Source organism: Fodinisporobacter ferrooxydans (assembly GCF_022818495.1).
Classification (GTDB): Bacteria; Bacillota; Bacilli; order Tumebacillales; family MYW30-H2; genus Fodinisporobacter; species Fodinisporobacter ferrooxydans.
Window position 1 is genome coordinate 1,231,848 of sequence record NZ_CP089291.1, and the last position, 18,934, is coordinate 1,250,781.

Sequence of the window (18,934 nt, forward strand, 5' to 3'; positions counted from 1 at the left end):
GCGGCGACTATTGCGTGCGTTTTTTGGTATTCATACATAATTATGATAAGATAAAATTTAATGATTCTAGAATCGGATTCGTGGAGGGATTCAACATTGACTCAAGAGATTCATACATATGATGAGAGTCAAATACAGGTGCTCGAAGGATTAGAGGCAGTTCGGAAACGACCAGGCATGTATATTGGTTCGACGAGTGCCAGGGGCCTGCATCATCTTGTCTGGGAAATTGTAGATAATAGCATCGATGAAGCGTTAGCAGGACATTGCGACGAAATTCATGTAATTGTAGGCAATGATAATACAATCACAGTCACTGACAACGGGCGTGGAATTCCGGTAGGTACTCATCCTAAAATGGGAAAATCGACGCTTGAAGTCATTCATACCGTTTTACACGCGGGCGGTAAATTTGGTGGAGAAGGATACAAAGTTTCCGGCGGTCTGCACGGAGTGGGTGCGTCCGTTGTGAATGCTTTATCGGAATGGATGGAAGTTGAAGTAAAGCGGGATGGACAAATCTTTTTTCAACGTTATGAGCGTGGGGTTCCTGTGACTGAAGTAAAAACAATCGGTACATGTGAAATGAATGACACAGGCACAAAAACACGTTTTCAGCCAGATACTGAAATTTTTACGGAAACCACTGAGTACTCCTATGATACACTACAGTCTCGATTGCGGGAATTGGCATTTTTGAATGCAGGTCTTCGGATTATATTAACAGATAATCGGATCGAAAAATCTCAAACCTTTGAATATGCTGGTGGAGTATCTTCTTTTGTCGAATACTTGAACAAAAATAAAGATGTTCTCCACGAAACGCCGATTACTGTTTCCGGACAGCGGGATGGAATTGCTTTTGAAATCGCCTTGCAATATAACGATAGCTATACAAGCAATATTTTTTCGTTTGCAAACAACATACATACACATGAAGGCGGAACTCATGAATCCGGGTTTAAAAGTGCATTAACAAGGGTAATCAATGAGTATGCGAGACGTAATAATTTTTTAAAGGAAGCGGATAGCAATTTAACGGGAGATGATGTCAGGGAAGGTCTGACTGCCATCATCAGCGTGAAAATTCCGGAACCACAATTTGAAGGTCAAACGAAGACAAAATTAGGAAACTCAGAAGTGCGTGGAATCGTTGAGACAATTTTTGCAGAACGTCTCACAAATGCATTAAACGAAAATCCGTCGATTGCCAAAAAAATTATGGATAAATCAGTGACAGCAGCTCGGGCTCGGGAAGCTGCACGAAAAGCAAGAGAATTAACGAGACGAAAAAGTGCATTGGAAGTCAGTTCATTGCCTGGGAAATTAGCCGATTGTTCTTCTAAAGATGCATCCATTAGTGAAATTTATATTGTTGAGGGAGACTCGGCAGGAGGCTCTGCAAAGCAAGGAAGAGATCGGAATTTTCAGGCTATACTTCCGTTACGCGGGAAAATTATTAACGTTGAAAAAGCGAGATTGGATAAAATTTTGTCCAATAATGAAATTCGGGCGATCATTACAGCTCTGGGTACTGGGATCGGCGAAGAATTCGATGATACAAAGGCTCGATATCACAAAATTATTATCATGACGGATGCGGATGTAGATGGATCCCATATCCGAATCTTGCTTTTGACATTTTTCTATCGCTATATGCCGAAGTTGATTGAGAACGGTTGGGTATACATAGCTCAGCCTCCATTGTATAAAGTCCAAAAAGGGAAAGTTGTTCGCTATGCATACAATGACAAGCAACTTGATTTAATACTTGGTGAAATAGGAAAGGCAGGAATATCCATTCAACGTTACAAAGGCCTTGGAGAAATGAATGCGGAACAATTGTGGGAAACGACAATGGACCCTGAAAGCCGAACATTTTTACAAGTAAAAGTTGAAGATGCAATAATGGCCGAAGAATACTTTGATAAACTTATGGGAGATCGGGTAGAACCGAGACGGGAGTTTATCGAAACACATGCCAAATACGCCAAACTCGATGTTTAGAATAGTTAAATTTGAACGAATAAAGTGAGGAATGGATATGCTTCAAAGCAAATTACTGCTGCCTACACTCCGAGAAGCACCGGCCGAAGCGGAAATTATCAGTCACAAATTATTGATCCGGGCAGGGTTAATACGACAACTAGCCTCTGGTGTCTATACATATCTTCCCCTTGGGTATCGAACGTTGCGAAAAGTTGAGGCAATTGTGAGAGAAGAGATGGATAAGAGCGGTGCGCAAGAATTGAATATGTCAGTGTTGCAACCGATTGAGTTGTGGCGGGAGTCCGGTCGTGATAGTGCATACGGACCTGAATTGGTACGGTTAAAGGATCGTCATGAGCGGGAATTTGTTTTAGGTCCGACAAATGAAGAAGTAATTACAACTGTAGTAAAAAATGAAATCAAATCCTATCGGAAACTGCCTATCAATCTTTATCAGATTCAGACAAAGTTTCGCGATGAGCGCCGGCCTCGCTTCGGATTAATGCGGGGACGAGAATTTTTGATGAAAGATGCGTATTCCTTTGACTTGGATTGGAATGGATTGGATGTCACGTATCGTGGAATGTATGATGCGTATACAAACATATTTACCCGCTGCGGTGTCCGGTTCCGTGCTGTTGAAGCAGATGCAGGAGCAATCGGTGGCGAAGGTGGAACACATGAATTTATGGTTCTGGCCGAGATCGGTGAAGATACAATCATTTCCTGCAACCAATGCAGCTATGCGGCAAATTTGGAAAAAGCCGTTTCGGGTGTTGGAAAAGCACTGCAATCCCAACAAATAGGAATTGGAAATCAGGTTTCACCTGCGTATGAATCATTTGCAACTCCAAACCTAAAAACGATTGAACAATTGGCAGGACAACTCGGCGTCGATGCCTCTTCCTTCGTAAAAACATTGATCTATCAAGCTGGAAATGAGTTAATTGCAGTTGTTGTACGCGGTGATCGCGATGTGAATGAAGTAAAAGTGAAAAATTATTTAGGTCTTGTGGAAGATATTGAACTTGCTTCCGAGTCAAAAGTACAAGCAGTTACAAATGCGGCTGTTGGTTTTGCCGGCCCTGTAGAATTAGCGATTCCAATATTAGTCGATCAGGAAGTAGCCGCGATGGGTTCTGTTGTTTGCGGAGCCAATCAAACAGATCAACATTTACGCCATGTACTGCCGGGAAGAGATTTCCCGTTGGATCGCATTGGAGATTTTTGCAATGTAAGAGTTGGCGATCCTTGTCCGAATTGTGATGGAACTTTAGAAGCGTTTAAAGGCATTGAAGTGGGACATATTTTTAAACTTGGAACAAAGTATTCTGAAAAGCTCGGCGCTGCTTATATCGATCAGGATGGACAAGAAAAACCGATGATTATGGGGTGTTATGGCATCGGTATATCGCGGGTTGTCCAAGCGGTTGTCGAACAAAATTACGACGATAATGGCATTATTTGGCCGCTATCGATTGCGCCATATCATGTACACGTCATTCCGGTATCCATGAAAGACGAAACACAGCGTTCGGTCGCCAATGAATTGTATCAAACGTTTCAGGATATCGGGGCAGATGTTTTGTTGGATGATCGGGATGAACGGCCGGGAGTCAAATTTAAAGATTCGGATCTGATCGGCATTCCCATTCGCATTACCGTTGGCAAGCAAGCGGGTGAAGGAATTGTGGAAGTGAAATTGCGAAGTGAAGAAGACAAGCAACTGATGAATCTGGAGGAAGTTGTTTCGTTTGTTAAGAATCAACTTGCAACAATCGGATAGTATAACATATGCAAAACTTTTAATTTGGATAAGGGAGTTTAGACTGAATGGCAGAGAAGGAACGTTTATTAGAACGTGATATCAGTCAGGAATTGCGTGAATCATTCATTGATTATGCCATGAGTGTAATCGTCAGCCGTGCAATTCCGGATGTTCGTGACGGGTTAAAACCTGTTCATCGCCGCATTCTCTATGCGATGTACGAAGTAGGAATGACTCCTGATAAACCCTATAAAAAATCCGCCCGTGTGGTCGGGGATGTTCTTGCGAAGTATCATCCGCATGGAGACTCCGCGGTTTATGATGCTCTGGTGCGGATGGCACAGGATTTTTCCACTCGTTATATTCTCGTTGACGGACATGGGAATTTTGGTTCGATTGACGGTGATTCAGCTGCCGCCATGCGTTATACGGAAGCCCGCATGTCATCCATTGCAATGGAATTATTAAGGGACATTAACAAAGAGACGGTGGATTTTGGACCCAACTATGATGATAGTGAGAAAGAACCACTCGTTTTACCTTCTCGTTATCCGAATTTGTTGGTAAATGGTTCGTCTGGTATTGCGGTCGGTATGGCAACCAATATTCCGCCGCACAATCTGCGTGAAGTCATCGATGGTGTTTTGTTGATGATTGAGAACTCGGAAGTCACAACTGCGGATTTGATGAAAGTGATTAAAGGTCCAGATTTTCCAACTGCAGCAACGATTCTTGGGAAAGATGGCATTAAATCTGCCTATGAAACCGGACGTGGTTCGATTACGATGCGTGCGGAAACGACTATCGAGGAAGGATCCAATGGAAAAGTCCGTATCATCGTAAATGAGATTCCATATCAAGTGAATAAAGCAAAACTCGTCGAAAAAATAGCAGAATTAACACGTGATAAAAAGATCGATGGCATTACGGATTTGCGCGATGAATCAGACCGCAATGGCATGCGTATCGTTATTGAGCTGAGACGGGATGTAAAACCGCAAGTTGTATTAAATAATCTCTTTAAACATACTGCGTTGCAATCGACGTTTGGTGTGAATATGCTTGCTTTGGTGAACGGAGAACCGAGGATTCTGCCATTGCGTGATACCATTTATCACTATTTGGAACATCAAAAAACAGTGATTCGCAGGCGTACGCAATTCGATTTAAATAAAGCCGAGGCACGTGCCCATATTCTCGAAGGATTGCGCATAGCCTTAGACCATTTGGATGCAGTCATTACATTGATTCGAAGTTCGCAAACGACTGAAGAAGCACGTACGGGATTGATGACAGAGTTTTCACTGTCTGAAGAACAGGCCCAAGCAATTCTCGATATGCGTTTGCAGCGATTAACCGGTTTGGAACGGGAAAAGATCGAAAATGAATATAACGAGTTATTAAAGCTCATTGCTGAATTACGAGCTATTTTAGCTGATGAACAAAAAGTTCTAGGAGTTATTCGCGAAGAACTCGTAGCAATTCGTGATAAATTTGGTGATGAAAGACGAACGAAAATTCTTGCTGCTGAAGGAGAATTTGATGAAGGTGATTTAATACCGATAGAAGATGTAGCGATTACGATCACACACCAAGGATACGTAAAACGGATACCTGTCTCTGCATATCGGAGTCAAAAACGTGGTGGGCGTGGAGTTACTGCTATGGGTACAAAAGAAGAGGATTTTGTCGAACAACTGTATGTCACGTCTTCACATGACTACATTTTCTTCTTTACCAATAAAGGTAAAGTATATCGGATAAAAGCGTATGAAATTCCTGAATTGGGCCGTAGCGCAAAAGGTACGCCGATTATTAATTTGTTGAATATTGAACAGGGTGAACAAGTATCTGCCGTGATTCCTGTTAAAGAAATTACAGCAGAAACATTTGTATTCATGGCTACTAAGAAAGGGATCGTCAAGCGAACTTCCTTGGATGAATTTTCTAATATCCGTAAAGGAGGATTAATTGCTTTAAATATTCGTGAAGACGATGAATTGATCGGTGTACGAGTAACGGACGGACAACAGCAAATTATTATGGGCACAAAATTAGGGATGTCCATCCGTTTTTCAGAAAGTGATGTGCGTGTCATGGGGAGAATTGCTACCGGTGTGAAAGGAATTCAACTTTCATCGGAAGATGTTCTCATCGATATGGATGTCGTTCGTCATGACGCGGACGTATTGGTTGTGACAAGTCATGGATATGGGAAGAGAACGCCAATTGATGATTATCGTGAGCAAACACGTGGCGGAAAGGGAATTAAGACGTTAAATGTTACACAGAAAAACGGCTATATCGTTGCATTAAAAGTAGTGAATTCGGAAGATGATTTAATGATTATTACAAACTCAGGTGTTATGATTCGTCTTCGAATTAATGAAATTTCTGAATTGGGACGATATACGCAAGGTGTTAAACTAATTTCTTTAAAAGATGAAGAAGAAGTTATGAATGTTGCAAGAGTTGTTTCAACAGATGATGCTGACGGGGACATTGTTTGAGAATATTAGGCGCCAGGACTTGAATCAAATTTCAATCCTTTTTAGAGGATGTTCAAAAAGTAGTCAAAACTCTACTTTAACCACTTTTTGAACACGAACTAAGATATGTGTGAGAAAAATATAGAAGAATGCAATTGTAGAGCCGGATGATTTACATTCTGGCTCTTTTCTATAATAGAGGATGTTCAAAAAGTAGTCAAAACTCCACGGCGGATTGCTTTGCCGAATCCCCAAAGCCTTACTCATGTACCAAACACGTACACTCCGTCGGCTTTTCGTGCTTCGACTTCGCACTCCTTGTGTCTTACTTGACTACTTTTTGAACACTCACTAATAGATATTCTCATTTGAAAATATATTTATATGATTGTTGAATTTTTTATTGAATTGCTATTGCAATAGATAAGCAATTATGTTAATATAATTTTCGTTGTCACAAACGAAAGAATATGAATTTGAACTTGACATATATACTCGATTTTGATATTTTATTAGAGTATTGTTTGGGACTCATGTTTTATAAATCTAGAAGTTCCTTGAAAACTAAACAAGTGCAGGGAGTTATATATGTAACTCCTGTCATTAGTCAGCAATGATTCTGACAGGGTAAAAACTTTCATTTGAGAGTTTGATCCTGGCTCAGGACGAACGCTGGCGGCGTGCCTAATACATGCAAGTCGCGCGGACGATGCAAAGCTTGCTTTGCATCGTTAGCGGCGGACGGGTGAGTAACACGTGGGCAACCTGCCGAATCGTTTGGGATAACACCCGGAAACGGGTGCTAATACCGGATAGTTTCTTCCTTCGCATGAAGGGAGACGGAAAGGTCCGTTCGGACCGCGATTCGATGGGCCCGCGGCGCATTAGCTAGTTGGTGGGGTAACGGCTCACCAAGGCGACGATGCGTAGCCGACCTGAGAGGGTGACCGGCCACACTGGGACTGAGACACGGCCCAGACTCCTACGGGAGGCAGCAGTAGGGAATCTTCCGCAATGGGCGCAAGCCTGACGGAGCAACGCCGCGTGAGTGATGAAGGCCTTCGGGTTGTAAAACTCTGTCTTCGGAGACGAACCCGTACGGGAGGAAATGCCCGTGCGTTGACGGTATCCGAGGAGGAAGCCCCGGCTAACTACGTGCCAGCAGCCGCGGTAATACGTAGGGGGCAAGCGTTGTCCGGAATCACTGGGCGTAAAGCGCGCGCAGGCGGCATTTCACGTCTGGGGTGAAAGTCCAGAGCTCAACTCTGGGATGGCCTTGGAAACGGGAGTGCTTGAGCGTCGGAGAGGTAAGGGGAATTCCACGTGTAGCGGTGAAATGCGTAGAGATGTGGAGGAACACCAGTGGCGAAGGCGCCTTACTGGCCGATTGCTGACGCTGAGGCGCGAAAGCGTGGGGAGCAAACAGGATTAGATACCCTGGTAGTCCACGCCGTAAACGATGAGTGCTAGGTGTTGGAGGGTACCACCTCCAGTGCCGAAGCTAACGCATTAAGCACTCCGCCTGGGGAGTACGGTCGCAAGACTGAAACTCAAAGGAATTGACGGGGGCCCGCACAAGCAGTGGAGCATGTGGTTTAATTCGAAGCAACGCGAAGAACCTTACCAGGTCTTGACATCCCGCTGACCGGTGTAGCGATACACCTTCCCTTCGGGGCAGCGGTGACAGGTGGTGCATGGTTGTCGTCAGCTCGTGTCGTGAGATGTTGGGTTAAGTCCCGCAACGAGCGCAACCCTTGATCTGTGTTGCCAGCATTCAGTTGGGCACTCACAGGTGACTGCCGGCGACAAGCCGGAGGAAGGCGGGGATGACGTCAAATCATCATGCCCCTTATGACCTGGGCTACACACGTGCTACAATGGGCGGTACAACGGGATGCGAAGCCGCAAGGCGGAGCCAACCCCTGAAAACCGTTCACAGTTCGGATTGCAGGCTGCAACCCGCCTGCATGAAGCCGGAATTGCTAGTAATCGCGGATCAGCATGCCGCGGTGAATCCGTTCCCGGGCCTTGTACACACCGCCCGTCACACCACGAGAGTTGACAACACCCGAAGTCGGTGGGGCAACCATTTGGGGCCAGCCGCCGAAGGTGGGGTCGATGATTGGGGTGAAGTCGTAACAAGGTAGCCGTATCGGAAGGTGCGGCTGGATCACCTCCTTTCTAAGGATATAAGTCCCTTATAGGGATGCGAAAAAGAGTGTTTGTGTTACACGAACATTGCCCTGCACTTGGTTAGTTTTGAGGGAATATTCCCTATGGGCCTATAGCTCAGCTGGCTAGAGCGCACGACTGATAATCGTGAGGTCAGTGGTTCGAGTCCACTTAGGCCCACCATATTTATTTTGGGGATATAGCTCAGTTGGGAGAGCACCTGCCTTGCAAGCAGGGGGTCAGCGGTTCGAATCCGCTTATCTCCACCATGTTCTTTGAAAACTGGATAGCGAATTCTATCGTATACAGGATGAATACAATGCGTGGTAACTGCGCGAGCAGTACACAATTTCATCAAATGTTTTACCCGAGCGCTTAACGGTTTTTTGGTATGCTTGTTTCATGCAGCACCAAGCTGCGACTCGCTAGCGGCGAGAAGTGCTAGGAAGAGATTTCGTGAAGAAGTGAGCATAATGGAATTATGTGAACGATGAACGAAAGATCTGACAACGCAATTCGAAGCCGATAGGTAGAGTCGCCTAGGTTAAGTTAATAAGGGCGCATGGTGGATGCCTAGGTGCCAGATGCCGATGAAGGACGGAGCGAACGCCGAAACGCCCCGGGGAGCTGTAAGCAAGCGTTGATCCGGGGATCTCCGAATGGGGCAACCCCCTGCGGTTCATACCGCAGGATTCCGATCTGAATCCATAGGATCGGAAAGGTACACCAGGGGAACTGAAACATCTAAGTACCCTGAGGAAAAGAAAACAACAGTGATTCCCTAAGTAGCGGCGAGCGAACGGGGAATAGCCCAAACCGCACATGCTTGCATGTGCGGGGTTGCGGGGCGTCTCATACGAAGTTATCAATCCATTGGGTAGGAGAACGGCCTGGAACGGCCGATCGCAGAGGGTGACAATCCCGTATCTGAAACCAAATGGACTTCGAGACGAACCCCAAGTACCGCGGGACACGTGAAATCCCGTGGGAATCCGGGAGGACCACCTCCTAAGGCTAAATACACCCTGGCAACCGATAGTGAACCAGTACCGTGAGGGAAAGGTGAAAAGCACCCCGGGAGGGGAGTGAAACAGAACCTGAAACCATGTGCCTACAATCAGTCGGAGGGCCATACCACCCCAAAAAGTATTACTTTTCGGGGACCCCGGTTAGCCTGACGGCGTGCCTTTTGTAGAATGAACCGGCGAGTGATGGTCGCAAGCGAGGTTAAAGCGAGAAGCTGGAGCCGTAGCGAAAGCGCGTCTGAAAAGGGCGGCAGTTTGCGGTCATCGACCCGAAACCGGGTGATCTACCCCTGGTCAGGGTGAAGTTGCGGTAAAACGCAATGGAGGCCCGAACCCACTGACGTTGAAAAGTCAGGGGATGAACTGGGGGTAGGGGAGAAATTCCAATCGAACTCGGAGATAGCTGGTTCTCCCCGAAATAGCTTTAGGGCTAGCGTTGGAGCGAGAGGGATGGAGGTAGAGCACTGATTGGGCTAGGGGCCTGTCCAAGGTTACCGAACTCAGTCAAACTCCGAATGCCGTTTCCTTATCTCCAGCAGTCAGACTACGAGTGCTAAGATCCGTGGTCAAAAGGGAAACAGCCCAGACCATCAGCTAAGGTCCCCAAGTTCCGGTTAAGTGGGAAACGATGTGGCGGTGCACAGACAACCAGGATGTTGGCTTAGAAGCAGCCACCATTGAAAGAGTGCGTAATAGCTCACTGGTCGAGTGACGCTGCGCGGAAAATGTAACGGGGCTAAACCGGACACCGAAGCTATGGATGTGCGCTTTGCGCACGTGGTAGGGGAGCGTTCTCAGCGAGTGGAAGTCAGACCGGAAGGTCTGGTGGATGGCTGAGAAGTGAGAATGCCGGTATAAGTAGCGAAAAGACAGGTGAGAATCCTGTCCACCGAAAGCCTAAGGGTTCCTGGGGAAGGCTCGTCCTCCCAGGGTTAGTCGGGACCTAAGCCGAGGCCGAAAGGCGTAGGCGATGGACAACTGGTGGAAATTCCAGTACCACCGTGTCACCGTTTGAGTGAGGGAGTGACGCAGGAGGATAGGGTGAGCGGCCTGTTGGATGGCCGTGCAAGCAGCAAGGCTGGGAGATTGGCAAATCCGTCTTCCATACGGTCAAGCTGTGATGCCGAGCGAAATTGTAGTAGCGAAGTCCCTGATTTCACACTGCCAAGAAAAGCTTCTAGCGAGGGGACCGGTGCCCGTACCGCAAACCGACACAGGTAGGCGAGGAGAGAATCCTCAGGTGCGCGGGAAAACTCTCGTTAAGGAACTCGGCAAAATGGCCCCGTAACTTCGGGAGAAGGGGCGCTCTGGTAGGGTGTTCTTTACGAATGCCTGAGAGAGCCGCAGTGAAAAGGCCCAAGCGACTGTTTAGCAAAAACACAGGTCTCTGCTAAGCCGAAAGGCGATGTATAGGGGCTGACGCCTGCCCGGTGCTGGAAGGTTAAGAGGAGGGGTTATCCCTTGCGGGAGAAGCTCTGAATTGAAGCCCCAGTAAACGGCGGCCGTAACTATAACGGTCCTAAGGTAGCGAAATTCCTTGTCAGGTAAGTTCTGACCCGCACGAATGGCGTAACGACTTGGGCGCTGTCTCAACGAGAGACCCGGTGAAATTGTAGTACCTGTGAAGATGCAGGTTACCCGCGGCTAGACGGAAAGACCCCGTGGAGCTTGACTGTAGCTTGATATGGAAGTTGGGTACTTCATGTACAGGATAGGTGGGAGACTGCGAAGCCAGGGCGCCAGCCTTGGTGGAGTCAATCTTGGGATACCACCCTTGAAGTATCCGGCTTCTAACTCGACGCCCTGAAGCGGGTGTGAGGACAGTGTCAGGTGGGCAGTTTGACTGGGGCGGTCGCCTCCCAAAGCGTAACGGAGGCGCCCAAGGGTTCCCTCAGCGCGGTTGGAAATCGCGCGGCGAGTGCAAAGGCAAAAGGGAGCTTGACTGCGAGACTTACAAGTCGAGCAGGGACGAAAGTCGGGCTTAGTGATCCGGCGGTGCCGAGTGGAAGGGCCGTCGCTCAACGGATAAAAGCTACCCCGGGGATAACAGGCTTATCTCCCCCAAGAGTCCACATCGACGGGGAGGTTTGGCACCTCGATGTCGGCTCATCGCATCCTGGGGCTGAAGTCGGTCCCAAGGGTTGGGCTGTTCGCCCATTAAAGCGGTACGCGAGCTGGGTTCAGAACGTCGTGAGACAGTTCGGTCCCTATCTGCCGCGGGCGCAGGAAATTTGAGAAGTGCTGTCCTTAGTACGAGAGGACCGGGATGGACCGACCGCTGGTGTCTCAGTTGTGGTGCCAACTGCATCGCTGAGTAGCCAAGTCGGGACGGGATAAGCGCTGAAAGCATCTAAGCGCGAAGCCCGCTTCAAGATGAGATTTCCCACTAGGAAGCTAGGTAAGACCCCATGAAGAAGACATGGTTGATAGGTCTGGAGTGTACGTGTGGTGACACATTGAGCTGACAGATACTAATCGGTCGAGGACTTAACCTAAACAAAAAGGTTTACGTGCGCAAAGGGTACGATAGCATTCGCATCTGGTTTTGAAAGAACATCTTTCTTGTCGAAGCGCTTCAATAAATGATTCGCTAGAAGCGAGAAGTGCAAGGAATGACCGGAGCGAGTGAGGGAGCGTACGGTATTGGTACGTGACGGAAGCGAGTGATGGGAAATGACACAGCAATTCGAAGCTTGGAGTGAATGGAGTCGAATCAGAAGCGAGAAATACAAGGAAGCGCTTGAGTGACGGAAGGAGCGTACGTATTTGGTACGTGACTGACGGAACGAAAGATGCTGACGCAGTAGTTCGAAGCGATTCAATAAATGATTCGCTAGAAGCGAGAAGTGCAAGGAATGACCGGAGCGAGTGAAGGAGCGTACAGTATTGGTACGTGACTGAAGCGAGTGATGGGAAATGACACAGCAATTCGAAGCTTATAGTAGAATCAGATGTCTGGTGATGATGGCAGAGGGGATACACACGTACCCATCCCGAACACGACCGTTAAGCCCTCTAGCGCCGATGGTACTTGGAACGCAGGTTCCTGGAAGAGTAGGACGTTGCCAGGCGATAAATATTTTTAAAAAGCGGAATGTATCTCAATTTAGCAGATTCATTCCGCTTTTATATTCGATTTTTTATACTGAATAAAAATAATATGTTTCCTGTAATAATTTATTTAATATTAAATTGGGAAATTTCCGCATGGATATGGAAAGAAATTCATGAATGATTATCAAATCTTGGGAAGAATAATGAAAAATGATTTCTCCCCACCGCTCTGTTTCATATCTGCAAAGCATTCCAAGCACATACATGATCAGAAAATGAATACAGATTTCCGGGATTTGCAAATGAACGTTTTTAGGAAGATATAAAAATTTTTCACCCATAAGATCATAGAAAAGTAACGGATGATCGACAGTCGATTCTATTTTGGCAACACGTAAAATCTGCAATAAACCTTCAGGTTCTGGTGTTTCAAGATCTGTATATACTTCATCTTCACAGCAAAATGTTTGTAAAAGATCGAGCGCTTCTTGTTTTGTTTTTTGCGCTCCTTGTAAAATGGAGCGATCACAAACCCATAGATGTGAATAAATCGTTGGTTTTATGCAATCTTGATGATCTTGAATTGCTTTTTTAAAAAAATGAGATGGGTCGAAGTTTTTATGATTTGAAATTGTAAGATTCGCTACACAACTTGGTCCATATAGTCGTTCGAACATATGACGAAGATCGGGAATGGCTGCAAGCATGTATTTTATAGGAAATTTTTGTTGGCTCGTAAGAGTTACTCCAAAAAACATTTGAAAAAACGTTGGGAATAAACCATCTTTTTGAATTCGCGCATCATCTTCAATAAATCGATAATCTTCTCGTTTTAATTTTCTGGTAGATAACCCGTGTTTCAGAACACTTGTCGAAGTGGGGTATTCCGGGTTGCGTGTTACAATTAATGCTTTGATCAGACTCACCATTCCATAATATAAGAGCAATGGTTTTGTTATGGTGTCGCAAAATTCAGCGGAACGGTAGTATTCTCTTGCTTGTTTGGTATTAAAAATTAATTTCGGTGTGGCAAGATATGCATCACGCTGTGGATTTTGCCGTCCGATAGTTTGATATCGCAATTCAAGGAATGTACGAGTTGTTTCCTCATTTTCAAATAGATAAAACATGTCCCACATTTTTTTATAGGGTTGTTCTGTTCGGATCCGATGAATCGCCTCCATATATAGAGTCCCTCCAAAAAACAAGTAACTGACATAAAGTAATAAATATGTAAACTTTTCAATGATTTTGACTTTTCGGATGACATCCAACTATTCTTGACACCCTAAGACTGCGTTGTTAAACTAGCCATAATATCCGCTGACAGAGGACAAAGTATACATTAGGGAGGTAACAATTACATGTGGGAGAAAAAATTTGCCAAGGAAGGACTGACATTTGACGATGTCTTGTTGGTGCCGGCAAAGTCAGAGATACTTCCAAAAGATGTAAATGTACAGACACAGCTCACAAAACGTATTACATTAAACATTCCAATTATGAGTGCAGGAATGGATACGGTTACAGAGGCGAAGTTAGCAATTGCCATGGCCCGTGAAGGCGGAATTGGCATTATTCATAAAAATATGACAATTAAAGAGCAAGCTGAAGAGGTCGATAAAGTAAAACGTTCTGAGTCTGGAGTCATTACAGACCCTATTTTTCTGCATCCATGGGACAAAATTTCTGATGCGGAATCTTTAATGGCAAAATACAGGATTTCAGGTGTTCCTATCGTTGATGAAGAGCGAAAATTAGTCGGCATTATAACAAATCGAGACTTAAGATTTGAACAAAGTTTCAGTAAAAAAATTGAAGATGCAATGACAAAAGAAAATTTGGTAACAGCCCCAGTAGGAACTACTTTAGACGAAGCGAAAATCCTTTTACAGACCCACAAAGTTGAAAAACTCCCTTTGGTTGACGATCACTATATATTAAAAGGCCTAATAACGATTAAAGACATTGAAAAAGCGAAGAAATTCCCAAATGCGGCGAAAGACACCCATGGAAGATTATTGGTGGGTGCAGCTGTTGGAATTGCAGGAAATACGTTTGAACGGGTAGATGCACTTGTAAAAGCGGGTGTCGATGTAATTGTAGTGGATACTGCTCATGGACATTCGGCTGGTGTGCTCCAGGTGGTTCGTTCTTTGCGGGAGGCATATTCGGATCTTGATATTATTGCAGGAAACGTCGCTACGGGAGAGGCAACATTAGAGTTGATACAAGCCGGTGTAAGTGCCGTAAAAGTTGGTATCGGTCCCGGATCCATTTGTACCACTCGAGTGGTTGCCGGCATAGGCGTGCCGCAAATTACAGCCGTCTATGACTGTGCGAAAGTTGCGAAAGAATATGGGATTCCGATCATTGCTGATGGAGGAATCAAGTATTCAGGAGATATTCCGAAAGCAATTGCTGCCGGAGCCGATGTAGTCATGATCGGAAGCTTACTGGCAGGTACTGAAGAAAGTCCTGGGGACATGGAAATCTACCAAGGCAGAAGTTTTAAAGTATACCGTGGCATGGGTTCACTGGGTGCAATGAAAGCAGGCAGTGGTGATCGATACTTTCAGGAGGATGCGAAAAAACTCGTGCCTGAAGGCATAGAAGGAAGAGTGCCATATCGAGGCGTATTGGCAGATATCGTTTTTCAGCTTGTCGGTGGATTGCGGGCCGGAATGGGATATTGCGGGACGCCAACCATTGCGGATTTGAAAGAAAACGGCAGCTTTATTCGAATAACAGGTGCAGGATTAAAAGAAAGTCACCCGCATGATATACACATTACGAAGGAAGCTCCAAACTATACCATCCAATAGACATATTCTATATTTTCCATATTGAACAGAATGGAAATAATTAGAGAATGCGGAAATGTGCCGCATTCTTTTTTTCTTGGTTTTATCTATGTTACAATGCGATTGTTGATCTATTATTGTTCAGTTAAATAACCGATCTTTTAGACGTAAAGAAATGTTCATTACGAACTCTTTTAATACCACTTTTTGAACACGCACTAATAAAAGAGGATGTTCAAAAAGTAGTCAAAACTCCACGGCGGATTGCTTTGCCGAATCCCCAAAAGGCTTACTCATGTACCAAACACGTACACTCCGTCGCCTTTTCGTGCTTCGGCTTCGCACTCCTTGTGTCTTACTTAACCACTTTTTGAACACGCACTAATAAAAGGAGACTTTTTTGAAAAATTAAGATTTACTGATTTTGATAGAAAGAATTTAGGAAGGATGATAGTTTTGCAACTTTTCAAAAATCGGTCAAACAAGATTCATGGAATCTTGATACTGACATTATTAACTTCTACTGTCATGATTCCTGTTCAGAATATCAACGCATATGCAGCGGCCAATGATACCATGACGATTTCCCCTCCTACTATTAATGCTCCCGCAGCCGAGTTGATCGATGCGAAAACGGGGCAAGTTCTCTATGCGAAAAATATTGATGCACGAAGGGAACCGGCATCTACTACAAAATTGATGACCCTCTTATTAATCGAGCAAGCGATACAATCTGGTAAAGCAAAGCTGACAGATATCGTTCCCGTGACACCTGAGGCCATCCGAATTGAAACAGAAGGTTCCGGAGCTTGGTTAAAACAAGGGGAAAAATGGACACTAGAGGATATGATAAAATTTATTACTGTACCATCTGGCAATGACGCGGCAGTTGCAACGGCTCAATACTTGGCAGGATCGATTCCAGCTTTTGTTGATCGGATGAATGAGGAAGCCAAGAAATTAGGTTTGACGAATACGCATTTCGCAAACCCGGATGGTTTGCATGATCCGAATCATTATACCAGTGCACATGACTTGGCAATTATCGCGAGAACATTGATTACCCAATATCCTGACATTCTAAAATATACGAGTATTCAGTCTATGACTGTCCGCAACGGCCAGAACATTTTCCAAAATACAGACACTCTTCTTGGAAAATATCAGGGGTTGGACGGATTGAAAACAGGGTATACGGATCAAGCCGGATATTGCTTTGTGGGAACAGCACAACAAAATAATATGCGTTTAATCGATGTGGTGCTAGGGACGAATTCAGAAGAAGCAAGATTTACTGAATCGACCAAATTGCTGGATTATGGATTTCAAAATTTTAAAGAATATAAATTAGCATCGAAAAATCAACCGATAAAACAAACGGCACCTGTCAATAAAGGAGTAAATACGGAAGTAGGACTTGCCCCAGTGGAAGATGCATATGTAGCGGTACAGCCCGGTCAAGAAAAATTGATCCAGACACATGTATCGATTGGTACAATTACTGCTCCTGTAAAAAAAGGCCAAAAAATAGGGAAATTAGAATATATCTTAAATGGAAAAGTCATTGAAACGGTAGAACTTCAAGCAACAAAAAATGATGATAAGGCAAGTTTTATTCGGTTATTTTTTCGCGGGATCGGCTATTTTATAGGAAATTTATTCCATGGAATCTTTAGCGGCATTGGCCATTTATTCAAGAAATAAGTTTTAAAAATATTTTCAAGAAAATATCGAATTCAGGAGACTGTTTTGTGAGGGGAATCGGCCATGCTTACAACGGCGATGTTTATTATTAATAGCATATTATTGCTTGTATTGCTTACTGGGGGTTTTTTTATGTTTCGTGCGTTCTTGCGACGTATGCGTCAAGAAAAAGGTATTGATGACCCAAAAGCGAGCAAACAGGATCTCCATTAACGTTTATTTTTGTATGGATTTGTTAAATTCACGGTTCTTTATTGTGTATCCGAATCCAGTCATGTAAAATGGTATATTGATTATGTATTATTATTGATTTGTATGTAGATCGAAATTATATATGCATCGGGAGGTTAGTTACCATGGAAGTAGGTACATCGCGCGTTAAACGGGGTATGGCAGAAATGCAAAAAGGCGGCGTCATTATGGACGTCATAAATGCTGAACAAGCAAAAGTTGCGGAAGAAGCCGGTGCTGTGGCTGTTATGGCTTTGGAACGTGTTCCTGCCGATATCCGTGCTACCGGTGGAGTTGCCCGTATGGCAGATCCGACAATTGTCGAAGAAGTCATGAAGGCAGTTTCCATTCCTGTTATGGCAAAAGCACGCATCGGTCATTTTGTAGAAGCCAAAATTTTAGAATCTTTGGGTGTTGATTATATTGATGAGAGTGAAGTTTTGACACCGGCGGATGATAAGTATCATATTAATAAACGCGAATTTACAGTTCCGTTTGTTTGCGGAGCGCGTGATCTGGGAGAGGCTTTGCGCCGAATTGCAGAAGGTGCTTCCATGATTCGCACAAAAGGTGAGCCGGGTACCGGGAATATTGTAGAAGCAGTAAAGCATCAGCGCACCATGCAAGCACAAATCCGTAAAGTACAAGCTATGTCACAAGATGAATTATATGCGGAAGCAAAAAATTTAGGGGCACCATTTGAGCTTTTATTGGAAGTTCATACAAGTGGACGTCTGCCGGTTGTGAATTTTGCCGCTGGTGGTGTTGCAACACCTGCGGATGCAGCTTTGATGATGCACTTGGGTTCAGATGGAGTATTTGTAGGTTCGGGAATTTTCAAATCTGAAAATCCTGCAAAATTTGCACGTTCGATTGTTGAAGCGACTACACATTATGAGGATTACGAGTTAATCGCATCTTTATCAAAAGGACTTGGAACAGCTATGAAAGGTATTGAATTGTCTACTTTGCAAGATACGGAGCGCATGGCTGTTCGGGGTTGGTAAGGGGCATACTATAGAGGTGAGCAAGCATGAAAGTTGGAGTACTTGCATTGCAAGGGGCAGTAGCAGAACATGCTCGAGCCTTGCGGGCAGCAGGAGCAAACGAAGTCGTCAGCGTCAAGAGAGTGGAAGATCTTAAGGATCTTGGAGGTCTTGTTTTGCCAGGGGGAGAAAGCACGACCATCGGTAAATTGATGAGAAAATATGATCTTATGGATACTGTTCGTGAAATGGCCGTTTCCGGGATCCCCATGTTTGGAACATGTGCCGGTCTTATTCTATTGGCGAAACGTATTCATGGAGAAGACTATTCACATTTAGGATTGATGGATATTGAGGTGGACCGCAACTCGTTTGGGCGGCAGAGGGAATCCTTTGAAGTGAATTTGAATATACCGGTTCTGGGAGAGGAATCGTATCCTGCAGTATTTATTCGTGCACCTCATATTATCGAAGCGGGAGCCGGTGTTGATATTCTCTGTGAGTATGATGGCCGCATTGTTGCAGCAAAGCAAGGAAATTTACTAGGGGCTTCATTTCATCCAGAATTGACGGAAGATATCCGGTTGCATCATTATTTTATCGATATGGTCGCAAGACAAAAATCAGCGTCCTAATGGGCGCTATTTTTATATAGACATATGATTGTCCATACTGATTAAAAGAACATCAACAGCAAAAATGAGCGATTCTG

9 protein-coding genes, 2 tRNA genes and 3 rRNA genes are annotated in these 18,934 nt (G+C 44.8%); 13 read left to right on the forward strand and 1 reads right to left on the reverse strand.

What is annotated here, in order from left to right:
* The first annotated feature begins 60 nt into the window (after positions 1 to 60).
* The 8 genes from gyrB to rrf all read left to right on the forward strand — a co-directional run bounded on the left by gyrB (position 61) and on the right by rrf (position 12,514).
* Entirely contained in the window at positions 61 to 2,007 is a 1,947-nt protein-coding gene (gene gyrB / locus LSG31_RS05815) for a DNA topoisomerase (ATP-hydrolyzing) subunit B (RefSeq protein WP_347438450.1), read from the forward strand.
* A 37-nt stretch (positions 2,008 to 2,044) separates the two neighbouring features.
* Positions 2,045 to 3,775 (forward strand): proline--tRNA ligase, encoded by a 1,731-nt coding sequence (locus LSG31_RS05820; RefSeq protein WP_347438451.1) that lies wholly within the window; start codon positions 2,045 to 2,047, stop codon positions 3,773 to 3,775.
* 47 nt (positions 3,776 to 3,822) lie between these two features.
* Complete coding sequence (gene gyrA, locus LSG31_RS05825) at positions 3,823 to 6,267, forward strand: DNA gyrase subunit A (RefSeq protein WP_347438452.1); 2,445 nt, start codon at positions 3,823 to 3,825, stop codon at positions 6,265 to 6,267.
* Between the two features lie 616 nt (positions 6,268 to 6,883).
* Positions 6,884 to 8,427, forward strand: a 16S ribosomal RNA gene (locus LSG31_RS05830).
* 97 nt (positions 8,428 to 8,524) lie between these two features.
* A tRNA-Ile gene (locus LSG31_RS05835) sits at positions 8,525 to 8,601 on the forward strand.
* 10 nt (positions 8,602 to 8,611) lie between these two features.
* Positions 8,612 to 8,687: transfer RNA gene (locus LSG31_RS05840), tRNA-Ala, on the forward strand.
* Between the two features lie 273 nt (positions 8,688 to 8,960).
* Positions 8,961 to 11,938, forward strand: a 23S ribosomal RNA gene (locus LSG31_RS05845).
* 459 nt (positions 11,939 to 12,397) lie between these two features.
* Positions 12,398 to 12,514, forward strand: a 5S ribosomal RNA gene (rrf, locus tag LSG31_RS05850).
* Together the 16S, 23S and 5S rRNA genes with 2 tRNA genes alongside form the textbook arrangement of a ribosomal RNA operon.
* 69 nt (positions 12,515 to 12,583) lie before the next feature.
* Here the strand turns inward: rrf and LSG31_RS05855 are convergent.
* On the reverse strand, positions 12,584 to 13,681 hold the full coding sequence (locus LSG31_RS05855; protein ID WP_347438453.1) for a YaaC family protein: 1,098 nt from the start codon (positions 13,679 to 13,681) through the stop codon (positions 12,584 to 12,586).
* Between the two features lie 180 nt (positions 13,682 to 13,861).
* On the opposite strand from LSG31_RS05855, the gene guaB reads away from it, so the two are divergent.
* From guaB to pdxT, 5 genes are all read left to right on the forward strand, one after another.
* Entirely contained in the window at positions 13,862 to 15,322 is a 1,461-nt protein-coding gene (guaB, locus tag LSG31_RS05860; RefSeq protein WP_347438454.1) for an IMP dehydrogenase, read from the forward strand.
* A 435-nt stretch (positions 15,323 to 15,757) separates the two neighbouring features.
* On the forward strand, positions 15,758 to 17,005 hold the full coding sequence (locus LSG31_RS05865; protein WP_347438455.1) for a D-alanyl-D-alanine carboxypeptidase family protein: 1,248 nt from the start codon (positions 15,758 to 15,760) through the stop codon (positions 17,003 to 17,005).
* A gap of 63 nt (positions 17,006 to 17,068) precedes the next feature.
* Positions 17,069 to 17,218, forward strand: coding sequence for a hypothetical protein (locus tag LSG31_RS05870; protein WP_347438456.1), 150 nt, complete (start codon positions 17,069 to 17,071; stop codon positions 17,216 to 17,218).
* 143 nt (positions 17,219 to 17,361) lie between these two features.
* Complete coding sequence (gene pdxS, locus LSG31_RS05875) at positions 17,362 to 18,243, forward strand: pyridoxal 5'-phosphate synthase lyase subunit PdxS (protein ID WP_347438457.1); 882 nt, start codon at positions 17,362 to 17,364, stop codon at positions 18,241 to 18,243.
* A 26-nt stretch (positions 18,244 to 18,269) separates the two neighbouring features.
* Complete coding sequence (gene pdxT / locus LSG31_RS05880; RefSeq protein ID WP_347438458.1) at positions 18,270 to 18,857, forward strand: pyridoxal 5'-phosphate synthase glutaminase subunit PdxT; 588 nt, start codon at positions 18,270 to 18,272, stop codon at positions 18,855 to 18,857.
* Positions 18,858 to 18,934: the final 77 nt, after the last annotated feature.